Origin of the sequence: Caulobacter sp. DWR3-1-2, assembly GCF_049896225.1 — a bacterium.
Lineage (GTDB): Bacteria > Pseudomonadota > Alphaproteobacteria > Caulobacterales > Caulobacteraceae > Caulobacter.
In genome coordinates, this window is the sequence record NZ_JAFCTW010000015.1 from 1 (window position 1) to 16,318 (window position 16,318).

The window sequence follows — 16,318 nt, forward strand, 5'->3', positions numbered from 1 at the left end:
TCGTCTCACCCGCTTCACGACGCCGGGCAAGCTCACACCGCTCCTCGAGCGTGAGGTGATCATAGGCTTGTCCCATCGCAACACCTCGGTCAGAGAGTGTTGCACTTCGTTTGTGAACTGAGGGGACCCAAGCTGAGCTTGGCGCAAAACCGCCTACTTCGCCGCGTTGCTGGTCGCCAGCAGGGTGTTCACCTTGGTGAAGGTGGTCTTGATGGTGCCCGACAGGGCGCCAAGGATGCCGATCAGGGCGACGGCGATCAGGGCGACGATCATGCCGTATTCGATGGCCGTGGCGCCGCGCTCGTCGCGCCAGAAACGGCTTAGAGCAGATCGCGCAGCCAGGCGATCAGCGGCAGGTCGGCCGGCGGCATCCGATAGTCCGCGAGCCTGTCGGGCTTCACCCATTTCAGCGCCTCATGCTCCTGGGCGGTGACAAGTCCGTCCCAGCGCCGCAGCAGGTAGAGTGGCATGAGGAGGTGAAAGGACTCGTAATCGTGGGAGGCGAAAACGAACGGCGCCAGACAGGCCTGGGCCACCTGGATTCCCAGTTCCTCGTCGAGTTCGCGGATCAGGCATTGCTCGGGCGTCTCGCCCGGCTCGACCTTGCCGCCCGGAAACTCCCAAAGCCCGGCCAGCGCCTTGCCCTGCGGCCGCTGGCAGATCAGCACCCGCCCATCGACGTCGATCAGGGCGGCGGCGGCGACGAGAACGATGGGCTTGGGGGAGGACTGGATCATGACGCCTTAGTCGAACGGGTCACGCCGCTTGGCAACTGTCATCGACGCGGCCGCGTTGGTTGTCCCAGAACGAGGAGAACCCCATGAGCGTCGACGATCGCCTGGTGAAGAGCGCCGCCCTGATCGGCACGAAGGTCAATGACGTCGGAGGCCACAAGATTGGTGTGATCCGCGAGATCTATATCGACCGCGACGCCGGCATCGGCCGCTATGTGGCGATCGAGCCTTCGGGCCTGTTCGCGGCCGGCGGCAAGTATCATCCCCTGCCCTGGCGCCTGCTCACCTATGACGAAAAGGCCGAAGCCTATGTCCTCGACATCGCCAAGGACCGCTTCAAGGAAGCCCCGGCCTATGACCGCGACCAGTTGAACAGCGCCACCTATGGCTGGGCGGCGCAGGTGGAGCGGTACTTCGAGGTCTGACGCCGTCCGTCCTTCGAGGCCCGCTGCGCGGGCGCCTCAGGATGAGGGAAGTTGTTGCTGAATTGCTCATCCTAAGGTGCGAGGCGCAGCCAAGCCTCGAAGGACGCACTGCGCCAAATCGCGCACACCCTTGCCCGCCCTTGACTTCGCACCTGCAATAAACGATCTAGGGCGTGCGCCGTCTGGCGCTATCGGTGCTCCAGCCGCGTGAGGGACCTTTCTGGTCCGCCCTGTCGAGCACCCTGAACGCTTCCATCAGACCGCCCGTGTCACGCGGGGCGCTCCCCACCGACCCGCCGCCAGGCGAGCCGTGCGAGGATCGCATGCGCCGTCTCTGTGGCTGCACGAAAGCATCCAACCTTGACGCAATTCACCGATCTCGGCCTTGCCAAGCCCCTCCTGAAGGCGCTGACCGAGAAGGGCTACACCCAGCCCACCCCCATTCAGGAACAGGCCATCCCGCTGGTCCTGAGCGGCCGCGACCTGCTGGGCATCGCCCAGACCGGCACCGGCAAGACCGCCGCCTTCGCCCTGCCGATCCTGCACCGACTGGCCGAGGACCGTAAGCCGGCCCCGCGCCGTGGCTTTCGCTGCCTGGTCCTCTCCCCGACCCGCGAACTGGCGACCCAGATCGCCGAGAGCTTCCGCGACTACGGCAAGCACATGGGCCTGACCGTCGCCACCATCTTTGGCGGCGTGAAGTACGGCCCGCAGATGAAGGCCCTGGCGGCCGGCGTCGACGTGGTCGTGGCCACTCCGGGCCGCCTGATGGACCACCTGGGCGAAAAGTCCGCCCACCTGAATGGCGTCGAGATCTTCGTGCTCGACGAAGCTGACCAGATGCTGGACCTGGGCTTCGTGGTGCCGATCCGCAAGATCGCCAGCCAACTGCCCAAGGAACGCCAGAACCTGTTCTTCTCGGCCACCATGCCCAACGAAATCGGCAAGCTGGCCGGCGAGTTGTTGAAGAACCCGGCCCAGGTCGCGATCACTCCGTCGGCCACCACGGTCGAGCGCATCAACCAGTCGCTGATCTACATCGAGGCCCAGCGCAAGCGCCCCCTGCTGGCCGAGCTGCTGGCCGACAAGGCCGTTGAGCGGGCCATCGTCTTTACCCGCACCAAGCGCGGCGCCGACCGCGTGGCCAAGTACCTGGTCGCCAGCGGCATCGAAGCCGCGGCCATCCACGGCGACAAGACCCAGGGCCAGCGCGAACGGGCTCTCGCCTCGTTCAAGGCCGGCCACGTCAAGGCGATGATCGCCACCGACATCGCCGCCCGCGGCATTGACGTCAACGACGTCAGCCACGTCTTCAACTACGAACTGCCCAATGTGCCGGAATCCTATGTCCACCGCATCGGCCGGACCGCCCGCAAGGGCAAGGAAGGCATCGCCATCAGCTTCTGCGCCGATGACGAACGCAACCTGCTGAAGGACATCCAGAAGGCCACCCGCCAGGTGATCCCGACCTTCGACCGTCGCAACGACAAGAATCTGGCGGCCGCCGCGGCCGTGGCCGACAAGCTGGCGCCGCCGGAAAAGTACGTCGATCCACGCCGCGCCGACCCGCGCAACAACGTGCCGTCGGAACTGCGAAAGCAACGTAACCGTGGCGGTCGTCCCGGTGGCGCTGGCGCCAATGCCGGCGGCCAGGGCAAGCCCGGCGGCCAGAATCGTGGCCGCAATGGCGGTCAGGCTCAGGGCGCGCCCGCTGCGGCCAAGCCGGCCGGTGACTTCCGCGGCCCCAAGCGGGCCAACGGCGCCGCTGACCAACGCTGGAATCCGATCGACTAAGCGTCAGCTCCAGACGGCGCCTAGATGAAACGCCGGCCGTTTCCGTCCCAAGGGATGGAAACGGCCGGCGTTTCTTTGGGTAAGAATCCCAGTGGCTTCCCGCGACGCTTGAAACCCCGCCTTTGATGAGGTCTGTTCTTTGACCGTTGAAGACACGGTCGGGAAGGAACACGGGCATGGCGGACACCCGTGACCAGGGCGGAGCGATCGCCGCGCGGCGGCTCGGCGGTATGGACGCACGGATTGAGGCTGTCGACTGGGCGGCCACGCCGCTTGGTCCGCGCGGCGGCTGGTCGCCCAGCCTGACCTTCGCTGTCGCCTTGGTCGTGGCCAGCAAGTTCCCCACCGCCCTGCGCTGGGGCCGGGACCTGGTGCTGATCTATAACGACGCCTATGCCCCAATGCTTGGCGAGCGTCACCCAAAGACGCTGGGCAAGACCTTCGCCCAGGCCCCGCCGACCTCGGCGGCCGACGCCGAGGCCCCCGAGCGGGCGATGCTGGACGGGGTGAGCGGCGGCGACCTCATTGAGGACCTGCTGCTGCCGACCGTCCATGCCGACGGAACGGTCACCCAAGGCTATTTCACCATACGTCTCACGCCCCTGCCCGACCCGGAAGCGGCCAGCGGCGTGGGCGGCGTCCTGATCGCCCTGTCGGAGACCACCCGGCGAGTACAGGCCGAGCAGGCCCTTCGCGCCAGCGAGGAGCGCTATCAACTGGCGCTCGATGCGGCCAGCGGCGTGGGCACCTGGGACTGGGATATCGTCGCCGACCGGGTCTATGCCAACGCCCGCTACGCGGCCTTTCACGGCGTGTCGCCCGAACGCGCCGCCGAAGGCGCGCCGCTGTCGGAGTTTTCGCAGGCCCTGCATCCCGACGATTTCGAGCGGCTGCTGAAGTCGGGGCGCACCCATGTGAGCACCACCGCCGACTTCCTGGAGGAGTACCGGCTGCGCCATGCCGACGGTTCGATCCGCTGGGTCCAGACCCGGGGCCGAGTCGAGCGCGACACGAAGGGCTGGGCGGTGCGCCATCGCGGGGTGATGGTCGATATCACCGAGCGCAAGCGGATCGAGGCGGCCCTGGAGGCCACCGAAGCCGACCTGCGGATCGCCGTCGAGGCCGCCGGCCTTGGCCGCTGGGATCATAATCCCGCGACCGGAGCGCGCTATTGGGACCCCAGATGTCGCGAGATTTTCGGCCTGACCGAGGACGAGAAAGCGACCACGGAGACCGTGGCCCGGCTGGTCCATCCCGACGATTATCCAAGGCTTCGAGACGGGATTCAAATCGCAATCGACCCGGCCGGTCGCGCCAGCGACCACGTCTTCAACCAGGAATACCGGATTTTCCGCGGCACGGACGGCGCCCTTCGCTGGATCGAGGCCTTTGGCCGCGCCTTTTTCCGCGACGGCCAGTGCGTGCGCTTCGTCGGCGTCGCCTCCGACGTGACCGAGCGCAAGAAGGCCGAGCTGCACCTGCGGCTGCTGGTCAACGAGCTGAACCATCGGGTGAAGAATTCGCTGGCCACGATCCAGGCCATCGCCGGCCAGACCTTCCACGCCGCCCGCTCGCTACCCCAGGCCCAGGAGGCCTTCTCGGCCCGGATCGTCGCCCTGGCCGAGGCCCATGATCTGCTGACCCGTGAAAATTGGGAGGGCGCGGAATTGTCGGACCTGTTGACCGGGCTGCAGGCCCTGCACGGGGCGCCGGGCCGCTTTGCGTTCACCGGACCACCGGTCCGGCTGTCGCCGCGCATGGCGCTGTCGCTGTCGATGGCCTTGCACGAGCTGGCCACCAACGCCGTCAAGTATGGGGCGCTTTCGACCGTGGCCGGCCATGTGCGGATCGCCTGGTCGGTGACGTCAAAGCCCGAGGCGGCGTCCGGCGTAGCGCGGCTGGTGCTGACCTGGACCGAATCGGGCGGCCCGCCCGTTTCGTCGCCCACCCGCAGAGGTTTTGGGTCCCGGTTGATCGAACGCGGCCTGGCGGCGGAACTGTCGGGCGAGGCCCATATCGACTTCCAACCCGGCGGCGTCGTCTGCCGGATCGAGGCGGGGCTCGAGGGTTAGGCGGGCGAGCTTGGGGCGCTGGCTTGAGGTTGAATCTTAGCCTTTCTGATCCTCTCATCCCGGCGAGGGGCGTTTAGAGGCGATGTCGCGACGTGAACCCCTGAGGGCGCCCTGGCGGTCGGGGTGGAAGGTCGAAACGCCGCGCGCACGGCCTTCGCGGTCATCACGCCCAAGGCCAGCAACGCCACCGGAACCACGGCCAACAGCCAGGCCAGCACCACGAGCGCCAGTTGCAACACGCTGATCACCACGACCAGGGCCTTTGACTCCCGGCGGTCGTTCCGATGAAGGGCAAGCTGTGCTGCGGTCATGGCGCGGTGAACCCAAACCCCTCGATAACCCCGACCCGACACCGACCCTAGCCGGCGCGGAATGTCGTGCAATCGGGTAAAACCCTAATTGGAGCTTTACCTTAATCGCAAGGCCTTGGCGATCTGGGCGTCGCTGCGGCGCAGGCTCAGCAGCACCAGGCCGGCCAAGGCCAAGGGGATCAGGCCCCAGACCGCGAAGCCCGCCACGGCGACGCCGGTGGCGCCGGCCAACAGGGCCGAGACCAGCATCTCGGCCAGGGTCGCCACCCACGACGCCCCGCCCCGACGCTTGAACTCCGAGCGTTTGCCCGGTCGTTGGCGCCAGACATTGATCAGGCCGCTGCTCCAGGCCGCCAAGGCCGCGCCCAGGGTGGTCCAGATGGCGGCGAGCGGCGCGAACCAGGCCAGCACGGCGATCGGCAGGGCCAGAAGCAGCGCCACCGGGAGCCAGGCCGCCGCCAGTTTGGCGCGGCGCAAGGTGGCGATCCTGGCCGGCGAGACCGACAGCAGGTCCGGCGCCTCCTCGGCCGACACGGTGATCCAGGCCAGGCTGCCCGCGACCTGACCGGCCAGGAAGACCACCACCCCCGCCCCGCCGGCCAGGGCCGCGCCCGTCCCGTGCGAGGCGTTGCGGCTGAGCACCAGGGCGGTGGGGATCAGATAGAGCACCCGCAGCAGCACCTGCGACAGCAGGGCCGCGTCGCGTCCGATCAGCAGCAGCTCCTTGCGCAGGGTGGCCAGAAAAACCCCGCCGGAGAAGGCCCGGGCGCGACCCTTGCCAACCTTGGCGGGGGCGCTTGTCGTCGCGCCCTGGGCGGCGGCGGCGGCGTCCGAGAAGCGGCGTCCCAGGGCCCGGGCGGACAGGATGAACAGCGCCGCAGCGCCGCCCAGCATGACCAGCAGCGGCAGGGGCTGGCCCAACATGGCCCGCAGCGGCAGGTCGGCGAAGGGCGGCGGATTGAGCCGGCCTTCCTGGCTGCGTTGCATGATGTCGGCATAGACACTGCTGCTGGCCTGCTGCCCCAGGATGGATCGCGCCTGGCTGACCAGGAAGAAGCCCGCGCCGACCAGGGCCGCCATCACCTGAGCCACGGTGCGGGTGCGGCGCGGGCCGATCAGGGCGAACAGCGCCATGGCCAGCACCAGCCCGGCCGCCGTCGCCGCCAGGGCCAGGGCCGCCAGCACGCCGAACAGGCCGATCCAGCCGGGATGTCCATACAGCACGGTCGGCAGCAGCAGGGGCGTGGCGACCATCAGGAAGATCGTCGCCACCCCCGTCGCCACGCCTAGCGCCCGCACCAGCAGCACCTTGGCCGGCCCGATCGGCGAGGAGAACAGCAGGTCCAGATCACCCCGGTCGTACAGCGCCTCGCTCGACGCGCTGAGGGTCTGGGACAGCATCAGGGTGAAGATCACCGCGCTGGCCAGGGCGGCGATGCTGACCGACAGCGGGTTGATCGGGATGTCGTGGCCGTGCAGCCCCAGGGCGATGAGCACGCCGCCGGCGATCATCATGGCGCCGACGATCGTCAGGCCGATCAGGCCCCGCGCGCCCTTGCCGGCCCGCCCGCCCCGGAAACTTCGCCAGTAGAGACGCATCTCGTGGGCCAGCAGCCAGAGGATCGAACCCGGCGCCGCCAGGTTCACGCCACGGCCTCGCCAGATACGGGGGCGGGGGTCGCTGTAAGCTGCAGGAACACGTCCTCCAGGGTGGAGCCGTCCTTGCCGCCGCCCGCCCCCATCCCGCCGACCTGGGCGCGCAGGGCGTCCAGCGTGCCCTCGGCCAGCAGACGGCCGCCGGCGATGATGCCGATGCGGTCGGCCATGCGCTCGGCGACCTCGAGAATGTGGGTGGTGAGGATCACCGTGCCGCCGGCGTCGACGCGCTCCTGCAGCATGTCCTTGACCAGGCGGGCGGCGGCGGCGTCGAGGCCGGTCAGGGGCTCGTCGAGGATCAGCAGTTTGGGATCATGGATCAGGGCGCCGGCCAGGGCCACCTTCTGCTTCATGCCGCGCGAAAAGCCCTCGCAGCGCCGCCGCGCCTCGGACTCCAGGCCCAGCTTGGAGAGCAGCGCCTCGGCCCGAGCCTTGGCGGCCTTGGGTTCGACGTTCCACAGGCCGGCCACGAACTCCAGATATTCCAGCGGCGTCAGCTTGTCATAGATCATCGCCTCGTCGGGCGCCCAGGCGGTGATCGCCTTGGCGCCAGCCGGGTCGGCCTTGGCGTCGACGCCGAAGATGCTGATCTCGCCCTTGTCGGGCTTGGTCAGGCCCGCGACCATCCGCAGGGTGGTGGTCTTGCCCGCGCCGTTTGGCCCCAGCAGGGCGTAGAGCTCGCCGGCGTGGACCGTCAGGTCCAGGTCCATCACCGCCGGCTTGGCGAAGGTCTTGTCCAAGCCACGGACGATCAAGGCTTCGGTCACGGACGGGTCCTTTGGGACGGTGGAGCTGGGGCATGTGAACGTGTTTGGGGCCGCTGTTCAAGGTCCTACCCCATGGGGTAGGACTTCATGCGGGTTGCCGCTGAAGGTGTGAAAAAGGGTCGCGGAGCGGCGGACATCGTCCGGCAATTGTGTGTTCAACACCGTTTCGACGAAGCCGAGCGCTCCGCGCCATTGTTTTCCGCTCGCGTCCGGTAGGCGGTCCTTTGAAGGCCTAGCCGGAAGCCGGTTCGCCCAGCCTGCCCTGTTCAACCGCTAAGGCGCGGCCAATCCAGCCGGAGAACTCCTGACCGTCACGCGCTCTCGCTCAAGGTGGCCAGCAAGGTGTCCAACTGCTCGAACTGCTCGGGCATCCCGTCTGCCATCCCGACGAAGGCCTCGTCGAGCGCTTCCTTCGACGGATAGAGCTCGTGCAGGACCAACAGCGTCTGGCCCTCCCTTTCCTCGGAGGTCACCGTGGTGACGGCGGCGTCCTGGCTTTCGTCATTGGTCCAGACCAAGCGCGAGGGCGGCGTCACCTCAAGGTATTTGCCGAAGAACGCGAAGGACGATGCGGCGTCCTGGCCAAACTCGAGACGGTACTGACCCCCGACGCGGACATCCATTTCGCAGGACAGCAGAGGCGCGCCCGACGATTTGGGAGCCCACCACAGCTTCATCAACTCGGGCTTGGTCCACGCCTCGTACACGATGCGCGCCGGGCCGTTGAAGATACGCGTGACAACGAGCTCGCGCTCGGACTTCCGTTCGATCGTCGTGCGGTTACTCATCGCGTTTCTCCCTGAGTTTCAAATCCTCGACAACCCTGTCCAACGTGTCGAAGCGTGAGGCCCAGACTTGACGGTAGCTTTCGATCCATGCCGCCTCAGCCTCGAGCCCGCGTAGGCCGAGCTTGCAGGTCCGCACGCGTCCGACCTTCTCCGTCGTGACGAACCCCGCATGCTCCAGGACGCCGACATGCTTCCTCATGCCCGTGAGGGTCATGTGGAACCTGTCGGCGAGCTCCGTGATCGAGGCGTCCGAACGGCCGAGCTGCTCGAGAACGCCACGTCGGGTGATGTCCGAGAGGGCGGCGAACGAGGCGTCGAGGCGAGATGTTGAATAGTGAACCATATGGTTCAGTGTATAGCGCTCGGATTTTCGGCATGCAAGGAGCGGTCGAACGCGCCTGAGCTATCGGGCCTCGCGCCCGCTGGGACCGCGCAAGGCTCGGCCGGGAAGGGGCCGCCGCGACGAGGACCCTACCCCCGTCTCGTCCCACCCCATCGCGCCACCTTCTCCAGCAACTCTCCCACCGCGATCGGCTTGCCGACATGGTCGTCCATGCCGGCGGCGCGGTAAGTCTCGATCTGCCCCGCCAGGACATTGGCGCTCAGCGCGATGATCGGCACACGGGCGGCGGAGCCCTGTAGGGCGCGGATGGCGCGGGTGGCGCTGACGCCGTCCTGGATCGGCATCTGCACGTCCATCAGCACGAGGTCGTAGCCGCCGCGCGCCGCCGCCGCGACCACCTCGACGCCATTGGTCGCCAAATCGACCTGATGGCCCACCGAACACAGGATCGCGCTGACCAATTCTCGATTGGCCTCATTGTCGTCGGCCAGCAGCACCCGCGCCCCAGCGGTCGGGACGGTGGCTGGCGAGATCGGCGCGGTTTCCGGCGCCGATGCCACGGGCAGCGGCAGGACGCACCAGAACCGCGAACCCGCTCCGAGGTCGCTCTTGACCCCGACCTCGCCGCCCATGGCCTCGGCCAGCCGTTTGGTGATCGACAGGCCGAGCCCCGTACCGCCGAACCGCCGGGTGACCGAGGCGTCGGCCTGGATGAAGCGATCGAACACGTGATCGATCATGTCGGGCGCCAGGCCGATGCCGGTGTCCGTGACCGAGAACTCGATCCGGGCCGCGCCATCCGCGTCTGGCCCGAGGCGGCGCGCCGACAGGGTTACGCCGCCGTCCCTCGTGAACTTGACAGCATTGCCCAGCAGGTTGAGCAGAATCTGGCGCAAGCGCTCGGGATCACCGACCACGAAGGCCGCCACGTCGGCGTCAATCCGCTTGGTCAGGCTCAGGCTCTTGGCCGAGGCCTGGGCCTCGATGATCCCCAGCGCCTGGTCCAGCAGCGGTTCCAAGGCGAACGGGCGCGAATCCAGCTCGACGCCGCCGGCCTCCAGCTTCGATAGGTCCAGCACGTCGTTCAGCGTCGACATCAACGCCTGGCCGGCGGCGTCGATGCGGTCGAGATGGCGGGTCTGGCCGGCGTCCAGCGGCGTGGCGCGCAGCAGGCCCGCGAAGCCGATGACGCTGGTCAGGGGCGTGCGCAACTCGTGACTCATATTGGCCAGGAATTCCTCCTGGGCGTGGGCGGCGGCCTCGGCGCGGCTTCGGGCCTGCGCCAGTTCGCGTGCGGTTTCGACCTGGTCGCTCGTGTCGATCTGGTTGACCAGCACCCCGACCGCGCCGGTCACCGGATCGACGGCGCGGCGCGCGGTCAGCCCGTGCCACTGCTCGCCGGCCGAGGTCACGACGCGACAGGCCGGCACGGTGATTTCACCGGCCAAGGCCTCGCCCCAGATGCGCTCGGCCTCGGCAGGATCGGCGAAGGCCTGGTGGAAGACTTTTTGATCAGGAAAGCAGGCCATGCGGCTGGGATTGGCGAACAGGCGCCGGCCCTTGCCGTCGAAGAGCCCGACCAGCACCGGCGTGTGTCGCAGCGCCTCGGCAGCGCGCTGCTCGTCGGGGCTGATCGCCAGCGAGGTCGCCTCGAACAGCATCGCCTCGCTGCCGTCGGCCAGGGTGATGGCCGAGATCGTGGCCGAGACCGAGGTCGGAACGCCCAGGGGATAGAAGGTCCAGTGCTCGGTGACCGCCTCGCCCCGGGCGATCTTCTGGTGGATGGTCTCCATCCGTGTGCGCACCGCCGGCGACTGGTCGGAAAAGTCACGCGCCAGCAGGGCGTCGAGGTCGACCGCCCCCCACAGGGTCACGGCGGCAGGGTTGGCGTAGACCTTGCGCTTGCGCAAGTCGTCGAACACCCAGACCGGCCGGCGCAGGCGCTCGAAGCTCGCTGTGTCGAACGGCAGGCAGGCGGGCGCGGACGGTCGGGGCGACGGCGACATCGAGGGGCTTCCAAACAGAGCACTCCATTAACGCATCAATTGCGGCATTCGGCGTGCATTCACAGGGACCTAATGTCGCACGCGCGAAACGATGGAGGGAGACAGGGTGGCGCCGACGCCTTGCTTGCGCCACGGGCTGCGGCCAAGGTGCCGCTATGTCATCGCTCTACTTCCAAGGTCGCTCATGATCCGCGTTCCGCGCCTGGCGCTTGTTGTCTCCGCCGGGCTCAGCCTCGCCGCCTGCGCGACCCTTTCCCCTTCGAAGCCCCTCGGCGACCGCCCCGCCGATAGGGCGACGCCCGCCAAGTCATCCAAAACGCCGGTCGCGGCGCTAGGCGCCTCGACCGCTCCCACCCTGGCTTCGGTCAAGCCGGGCCAGTGGCCGCAGGCGGTGTCCGACGTCGCGCCCGACCCGCGCATCCGCTTTGGCGTGCTGAGCAACGGCATGCGCTACGCGATCCAGAAGAACGCCACCCCGCCCGGTCAGGCCGCCCTGCGCCTGTGGTTCGACGCCGGCTCGATCGACGAGACCGACGAGCAGCAGGGCCTGGCCCACTTCCTCGAACACATGGCGTTCAATGGCAGCAAGAACGTGCCGGAAGGCGACATGGTCAAGATCCTCGAGCGCCACGGCCTGTCGTTCGGCGCCGACACCAACGCCCAGACCGGCATCGGCGAGACCAGCTATCAGCTCGACCTGCCCAAAACCGACGACGATACGGTCGATAGCGCCATGATGCTGCTGCGCGAGGCGGCCGGCGCCCTGACTATCGCCCCCGACGCCGTCGATCGCGAGCGTGGCGTGGTGCTGTCGGAGGAACGCACCCGCGACAGCCCGTCCTATCGCGTCTTCACCAACGGCTTCTCGTTCCAGATGGAGGGCCAGCGGCCGCCGCTGCGTCTGCCGATCGGCAAGACCGAGATCCTGCGCGCCGCCCCTGCCCAACGCATCCGCGACTTCTACGAGGCCTGGTACCGGCCCGAGAACGCGGTGGTCGTGGCGGTGGGCGACTTCGACGTCGACGCCATGGAGGCCAAGATCAAGGCCCGGTTCGGCGATTGGACGCCGCAAGGTCCGGCGGGCGTCCGGCCTGACGTCGGCCCCGTGGCCAAGCGCGGCCTGACCGCCAAGGTGCTGGTCGAGCCCGGCGCGGCGCTGTCGGTGCAACTGGCCTGGATCAATCCGCCCGACTTGGAGCTGGAAACCAGGGCCAAGGACGCCGATGAGCTGGTCAAGGCCCTAGGCTTCGCTGCGCTGAACCGGCGCCTGCAGGACCTCAGCCGCAATGACGCCCCGCCGTTCATTGTCGGGGTAGCGATGCAGAACGACCAGTACCAAGCCGCCCAGGTCACCAGCCTGGCCGCCACCGCCCAGCCGGGCCGCTGGAAGGAAGCGCTGGCCGCCATCGACCAGGAACAGCGCCGCGTCGTGAAGTACGGCGTGCGCCAGGACGAGCTGGACCGCGAGATCGCCGCCATGCGCGCCGGCTTCGTGGCCGCCGCCGCTGGCCAAGCCACCCAGCGCACCACGGCCCTGGCCGGGGCGATCGTCAACAGCCTGGGCGACAAGGAAATCCCCACCAGCCCGTCGCAGAACCTGGTGGTGTTCGAAGAGGCCACCAAGGGCCTGACCGCCGACAAGGTCTCGGCCAAGCTGAAGGCCGCCTTCACCGGCTCCGGCCCGCTGATCACCATACCAACACCGACCGCCATCGACGGCGGCGAGGGAACGGTGACCGCCGCCTATGCCGACAGCCAGACGAGCGCCGTCGCAGCGCCCCCCGCGCCCAGCAACACCGTCTGGCCCTATGCCAGCTTTGGCGCCGTGGGCAAGGTCGCCGAGCAGAAGGACGTGACCGATCTCGACACCGTCTTCGTGCGCTTCGCCAACGGCGTGCGCCTGACTGTCAAACCGACCAAGTTCCGCGACGACCAGATCCTGGTGAAGGCCCGCATCGGCCACGGCCTGCTGGACCTGCCGACCACGGTCCAGAACCCGCTATGGGCCGGCTCGGCCTATATCGAGGGCGGTCTCAAGCAGATCTCGGCCCAGGACATGGACAGGGTGTTGAACGGCAAGGTGTGGAACGCCGGCCTGGGGGTCGAGGACGACGCCTTCAGCCTGTCGGGCCGCACCCGCCCCGAGGACCTGGACACCGAGCTGCAGGTGCTGGCCGCCTACGCCATCGACGGCGGCTGGCGTCCCGAGGCCTTCACCCGGATGAAGACCTATTACGGCACCATCCACGACCAGATGGAGGGCACGGCGGGCGGCGTAATGGGCCGAGACCTGGGCGGCCTGCTGCGCGGCGGCGACCGGCGCTGGACCTTCCCCTCGCGGGCCGAGATCGCCGGCAGCGCGATCGACCAACTGAAGACCGCCATCGCGGGGCCGCTGACCACCGACGCCATCGAGGTGGTGATCGTCGGCGACATCACGGTGGACAAGGCCGTCGCTGCGGTGGCCCAGACCTTCGGCGCCCTGCCGGCCCGCACCGACACGCCAGCCGCCGCCACGGCCGACCAGTCCCCCTTCCCCGCTCCCTCGGCTACGCCGATCGTCCGCACCCACAAGGGCCGCGCCGACCAGGCCCAGCTGTTCATGGCTTGGAAGACTGACGACCTGTTCGCCAACCTGCAGCGGGCCCGCAACACCCAGCTGCTGGCCCAGGTGATGCAACTACGGCTGACCGACGAACTGCGCGAGAAGCAGGGGGCCACCTACTCGCCCTCGGCCTCGGCCACCGCCAGCGTGGTCTTCGACCACTGGGGCTATCTGGCCGTCAGCGTCGAGGTTCCGCCCGAGAAGATCGACGGCGTCATCGCCAGCATCCGCCAGATCGCCGCCGACCTGCGCGACAAGGCGGTCTCCGACGACGAGCTGGACCGGGCCAAAAAGCCGCGCATCGACCAGATCGAAAAAGCTCGCGAGACCAACGAATACTGGCTCGGCGTGCTGTCGGGCGCCCAGGCCGATCCGCGCCTGCTGGACTCGACCCGCTCGGTGATCTCCGGCCTGCAACGGGTGTCGGTGGCTGACGTGCAGAAGGCGGCCAAGGATTTCCTGGGCGACGACAAGTCGTGGACGATGGTGGTCAAGCCGGAGGGGAAGTAACTCCAAATCCGTTTTCCCGGCGAAGGCCATGACCCAGATCCCAAGGCGCGGGGCTGATTGGAGGCGCGCGGCATTCCCGGAACCCGCCTCAAAGTCATTCCATCTGGGCCCCGGCCTTCGCAGGGGAGACGGACTGTGAATTTACCGGCAGGCGATCAGGTGAACCCGATCAGCCTGTCCGCTCGCCGGCTTCCCCGCCAAAACCCCATAACCCGCCAAGCCCCAAACCGCCGCGACGGCCAGCCATTGGGCGAGGATGGCGCGGTGGGGAGCGGGCTTTGTCATGCCCGCCTTATCCGCGCGTTGCGCCGCGCCGAATAACGACTTATCAGCGGCCATCTGTGAGGTTTCGTCACATGACCGCCCGATCGCTGCCGCCGCTCAACGCCCTGCGCGCTTTCGAGGCCTTCGCGCGGTGTGGCCGCATGACCCTGGCCGCCGACGAGCTGTGCGTCACCCATGGCGCGATCAGCCGTCAGATCCGCCAGCTTGAGGACCATCTGGGCGCCGCCCTGACCGAAGGCCCGCGCACCAAGCTGGTGCTGACCTCGACCGGGGTGACGCTGGCCCAGGCCTTGACGGCGGCCTTCGACCAGATCGACGCGGCGATTCCCCGGCCGCCGCCAGCCGCCGACCGCGCCCTGGTGGTCTCCTGCCTGCCGACCTTCGCGATGAAGTGGTTGATCCCGCGCCTGCCAGGCTTCGTAGCCGCCTACGCCACATCCCGGTGCGGATCGTGGAGTCCAACGGCCCCTTCGACTTCCGCGCCGACGGCGTCGACCTGGCCATCCGCATGCGGCTGCCCGAGGCCCCGCCCTCGCCCGACGCCGACGTCACGCCGTTCCTCAAGCACTATGTCGGGCCGGTGGTTTCGCCCGCCCTGGCCGCCCAGGCGCCGGACCTGGCGTCCCTGGCCGCCCTGCCCGCCTGCACACCCGCAGCTTTTTCGAAAGCTGGTCGGAATGGGAAGCCGCGTCGGGCATGACTTTGGGGCCGGCGGCGGTGAACCGCGAATTCGACCACTATTTCTACATGCTGGAAGCCGCCGCCGCCGGCCTTGGCGTGGCGATGGGGCCTTGGGCCTTCGCCGGGAGCGATCTGGCCAGTGGGCGGCTGGTGGCGCCGATCGGGCTGATCCCCGGCCGAGCCGAGGTGTGCGCCCTCACACCCAAGGGCAAGGCCACCAAGCCCGCCCGCCGCTTCCGCGACTGGCTGTCGGCCGAGGGCGCGGCGACCCCCGCGCCGCCGGGTTCTCAACAGGCCAGGCCAGCTAAAGGCGCAAACCCCCTTACACTTTGCCCTGACGCCCTTTAGTTTCCGCCGATCCCCCGCGCCCCGGCGCCCCAACGAGACCAGGAGCCGTCATGGACGCCGCCACCATCGCCAAGCTCGAAGGCCATCTGAAGCGCACCTTCGGCAACCCCCACATCGCGCTCAAGGCTCGCCCCAAGCAGAAGGACTCCGCCGAGGTCGAAGTGGCCGGCGAATTCATTGGCGTCGTCTTCCAGGACGAGGACGAGGACGGCTCGTTCATGTTCGAGATGGCGATCCTGGCGGAAGACCTGGAAGGCTAGTATCCGTGACAGGCAGGGTCTGGTGTCGGCGGCGAAGGGCGTGAGGAGCCATCCCCTCGACCGCCCCGTCTGGTCGGCCTTCACCGGACGCCAGGCCGAGCACGCCATCGTCGATGGTCCCGCCCTGCGCGTCGACCCCGACTATGGCCTGTTCGCGGCGACGGCAGACAACAGGCCGGGCAGCCTGGCCGCCCTGCAGCGGCTGGTCCGCGCCCATGGCGAGGTCGGGCTGTTCGAACGGTTCGATCCGCCACCGGTCCCGGACACGGCGGTCATCAAACGCGCCCTGTGCTGGCAGATGACCGCTGACAGCTTGGCCGCGCCAAAGCCGGTGACCTTCGCGATCGAGCCGCTGACCGAGGCCGACGGGCCGGAGATGCTGGCCCTGGCCACCCTGACCAAGCCGGGGCCGTTCTTCCGCCGCACCCACCAGTTGGGCGATTTCGTCGGGGTCAAGATCGACGGCCGCCTGGCGGCCATGGCCGGCGAGCGAATGCGCCCCGACGGCTTCACCGAAGTCAGCGGCGTCTGCACCCATCCGGACTTTCGCGGACGCGGCTATGCGGCGCGGCTGATGCTGCAGGTGGCTGGCGCGATCCAGGCGCGCGGCGAGACGCCGTTCCTGCACAGCTACGCCGACAACGCCGGCGCGATCGCCTTGTATCAGGCGCTGGGGTTTCGGTTTCGGTGCGAGCAGATCCTGACGGTGCTGGGTCCAGTCTCAACAAAAAGG

The 16,318-nt window shown here is 68.4% G+C and carries 16 protein-coding genes and 2 pseudogenes; 10 read left to right on the forward strand and 8 right to left on the reverse strand.

The annotated features are described in order from the left end of the window. Positions 1-153: 153 nt before the first annotated feature. Both ACP696_RS17815 and mutT read right to left on the reverse strand, forming a co-directional pair. Positions 154-405 (reverse strand): Flp family type IVb pilin, encoded by a 252-nt coding sequence (locus ACP696_RS17815; protein WP_426014762.1) that lies wholly within the window; start codon positions 403-405, stop codon positions 154-156. Continuing rightward, complete coding sequence (gene mutT, locus ACP696_RS17820; RefSeq protein ID WP_426014764.1) at positions 321-737, reverse strand: 8-oxo-dGTP diphosphatase MutT; 417 nt, start codon at positions 735-737, stop codon at positions 321-323. The genes ACP696_RS17815 and mutT overlap by 85 nt, the downstream gene beginning before the upstream one ends. A gap of 83 nt (positions 738-820) precedes the next feature. Between mutT and ACP696_RS17825 the strand changes: the two genes are divergently transcribed. From ACP696_RS17825 to ACP696_RS17840, 4 genes are all read left to right on the forward strand, one after another. Next, on the forward strand, positions 821-1,159 hold the full coding sequence (locus ACP696_RS17825) for a PRC-barrel domain-containing protein (RefSeq protein WP_426014766.1): 339 nt from the start codon (positions 821-823) through the stop codon (positions 1,157-1,159). 360 nt (positions 1,160-1,519) lie between these two features. Continuing rightward, on the forward strand, positions 1,520-2,953 hold the full coding sequence (locus ACP696_RS17830; protein WP_426014768.1) for a DEAD/DEAH box helicase: 1,434 nt from the start codon (positions 1,520-1,522) through the stop codon (positions 2,951-2,953). Positions 2,954-3,129: 176 nt separating this feature from the next. Continuing rightward, positions 3,130-5,025, forward strand: a complete 1,896-nt coding sequence (locus ACP696_RS17835) for a PAS domain-containing protein (protein ID WP_426014770.1) — start codon at positions 3,130-3,132, stop codon at positions 5,023-5,025. Between the two features lie 123 nt (positions 5,026-5,148). Continuing rightward, on the forward strand, positions 5,149-5,313 hold the full coding sequence (locus ACP696_RS17840; protein WP_426014773.1) for a hypothetical protein: 165 nt from the start codon (positions 5,149-5,151) through the stop codon (positions 5,311-5,313). 119 nt (positions 5,314-5,432) lie between these two features. Here the strand turns inward: ACP696_RS17840 and ACP696_RS17845 are convergent, their stop codons facing one another. The 5 genes from ACP696_RS17845 to ACP696_RS17865 all read right to left on the reverse strand — a co-directional run bounded on the left by ACP696_RS17845 (position 5,433) and on the right by ACP696_RS17865 (position 10,896). Continuing rightward, a complete protein-coding gene (locus tag ACP696_RS17845) occupies positions 5,433-6,983 on the reverse strand; it encodes a hypothetical protein (RefSeq protein WP_426014776.1) in 1,551 nt (516 codons plus the stop codon). Next, a complete protein-coding gene (locus tag ACP696_RS17850) occupies positions 6,980-7,702 on the reverse strand; it encodes an ABC transporter ATP-binding protein (RefSeq protein ID WP_426014960.1) in 723 nt (240 codons plus the stop codon). The genes ACP696_RS17845 and ACP696_RS17850 overlap by 4 nt, the downstream gene beginning before the upstream one ends. Positions 7,703-8,070: 368 nt before the next feature. Continuing rightward, the gene (locus ACP696_RS17855; protein WP_426044112.1) at positions 8,071-8,547 is read right to left on the reverse strand and encodes an SRPBCC family protein; all 477 of its coding nucleotides are present in this window, start codon (positions 8,545-8,547) and stop codon (positions 8,071-8,073) included. After that, entirely contained in the window at positions 8,540-8,890 is a 351-nt protein-coding gene (locus tag ACP696_RS17860) for an ArsR/SmtB family transcription factor (protein WP_426044113.1), read from the reverse strand. The genes ACP696_RS17855 and ACP696_RS17860 overlap by 8 nt, the downstream gene beginning before the upstream one ends. A 128-nt stretch (positions 8,891-9,018) precedes the next feature. Continuing rightward, on the reverse strand, positions 9,019-10,896 hold the full coding sequence (locus ACP696_RS17865; protein WP_426014782.1) for an ATP-binding protein: 1,878 nt from the start codon (positions 10,894-10,896) through the stop codon (positions 9,019-9,021). 184 nt (positions 10,897-11,080) lie between these two features. Between ACP696_RS17865 and ACP696_RS17870 the strand changes: the two genes are divergently transcribed. Next, positions 11,081-14,011, forward strand: coding sequence for a M16 family metallopeptidase (locus ACP696_RS17870; protein WP_426044114.1), 2,931 nt, complete (start codon positions 11,081-11,083; stop codon positions 14,009-14,011). Between the two features lie 141 nt (positions 14,012-14,152). Here the strand turns inward: ACP696_RS17870 and ACP696_RS17875 are convergent, their stop codons facing one another. Then, on the reverse strand, positions 14,153-14,296 hold the full coding sequence (locus ACP696_RS17875) for a hypothetical protein (protein WP_426014786.1): 144 nt from the start codon (positions 14,294-14,296) through the stop codon (positions 14,153-14,155). A gap of 140 nt (positions 14,297-14,436) precedes the next feature. Here ACP696_RS17875 and ACP696_RS17880 point away from each other — a divergent pair. The 5 genes and pseudogenes from ACP696_RS17880 to ACP696_RS17900 all read left to right on the forward strand — a co-directional run. After that, a pseudogene (locus ACP696_RS17880) lies at positions 14,437-14,508 on the forward strand (LysR family transcriptional regulator); the annotation flags it as partial. Positions 14,509-14,687: 179 nt separating this feature from the next. Beyond that, entirely contained in the window at positions 14,688-14,996 is a 309-nt protein-coding gene (locus tag ACP696_RS17885) for a hypothetical protein (protein ID WP_426044115.1), read from the forward strand. Continuing rightward, positions 14,993-15,325 carry a LysR substrate-binding domain-containing protein gene (locus tag ACP696_RS17890; RefSeq protein WP_426014790.1) on the forward strand — a complete coding sequence of 111 codons (333 nt, stop codon included), beginning with the start codon at positions 14,993-14,995 and terminating at the stop codon, positions 15,323-15,325. Before ACP696_RS17885 ends, ACP696_RS17890 begins: the two co-directional genes overlap by 4 nt. A 50-nt stretch (positions 15,326-15,375) precedes the next feature. Then, complete coding sequence (locus ACP696_RS17895) at positions 15,376-15,585, forward strand: DUF3126 family protein (protein ID WP_426014792.1); 210 nt, start codon at positions 15,376-15,378, stop codon at positions 15,583-15,585. A 376-nt stretch (positions 15,586-15,961) separates the two neighbouring features. After that, positions 15,962-16,261: pseudogene (locus ACP696_RS17900) on the forward strand (GNAT family N-acetyltransferase); the annotation flags it as partial. Positions 16,262-16,318: the final 57 nt, after the last annotated feature.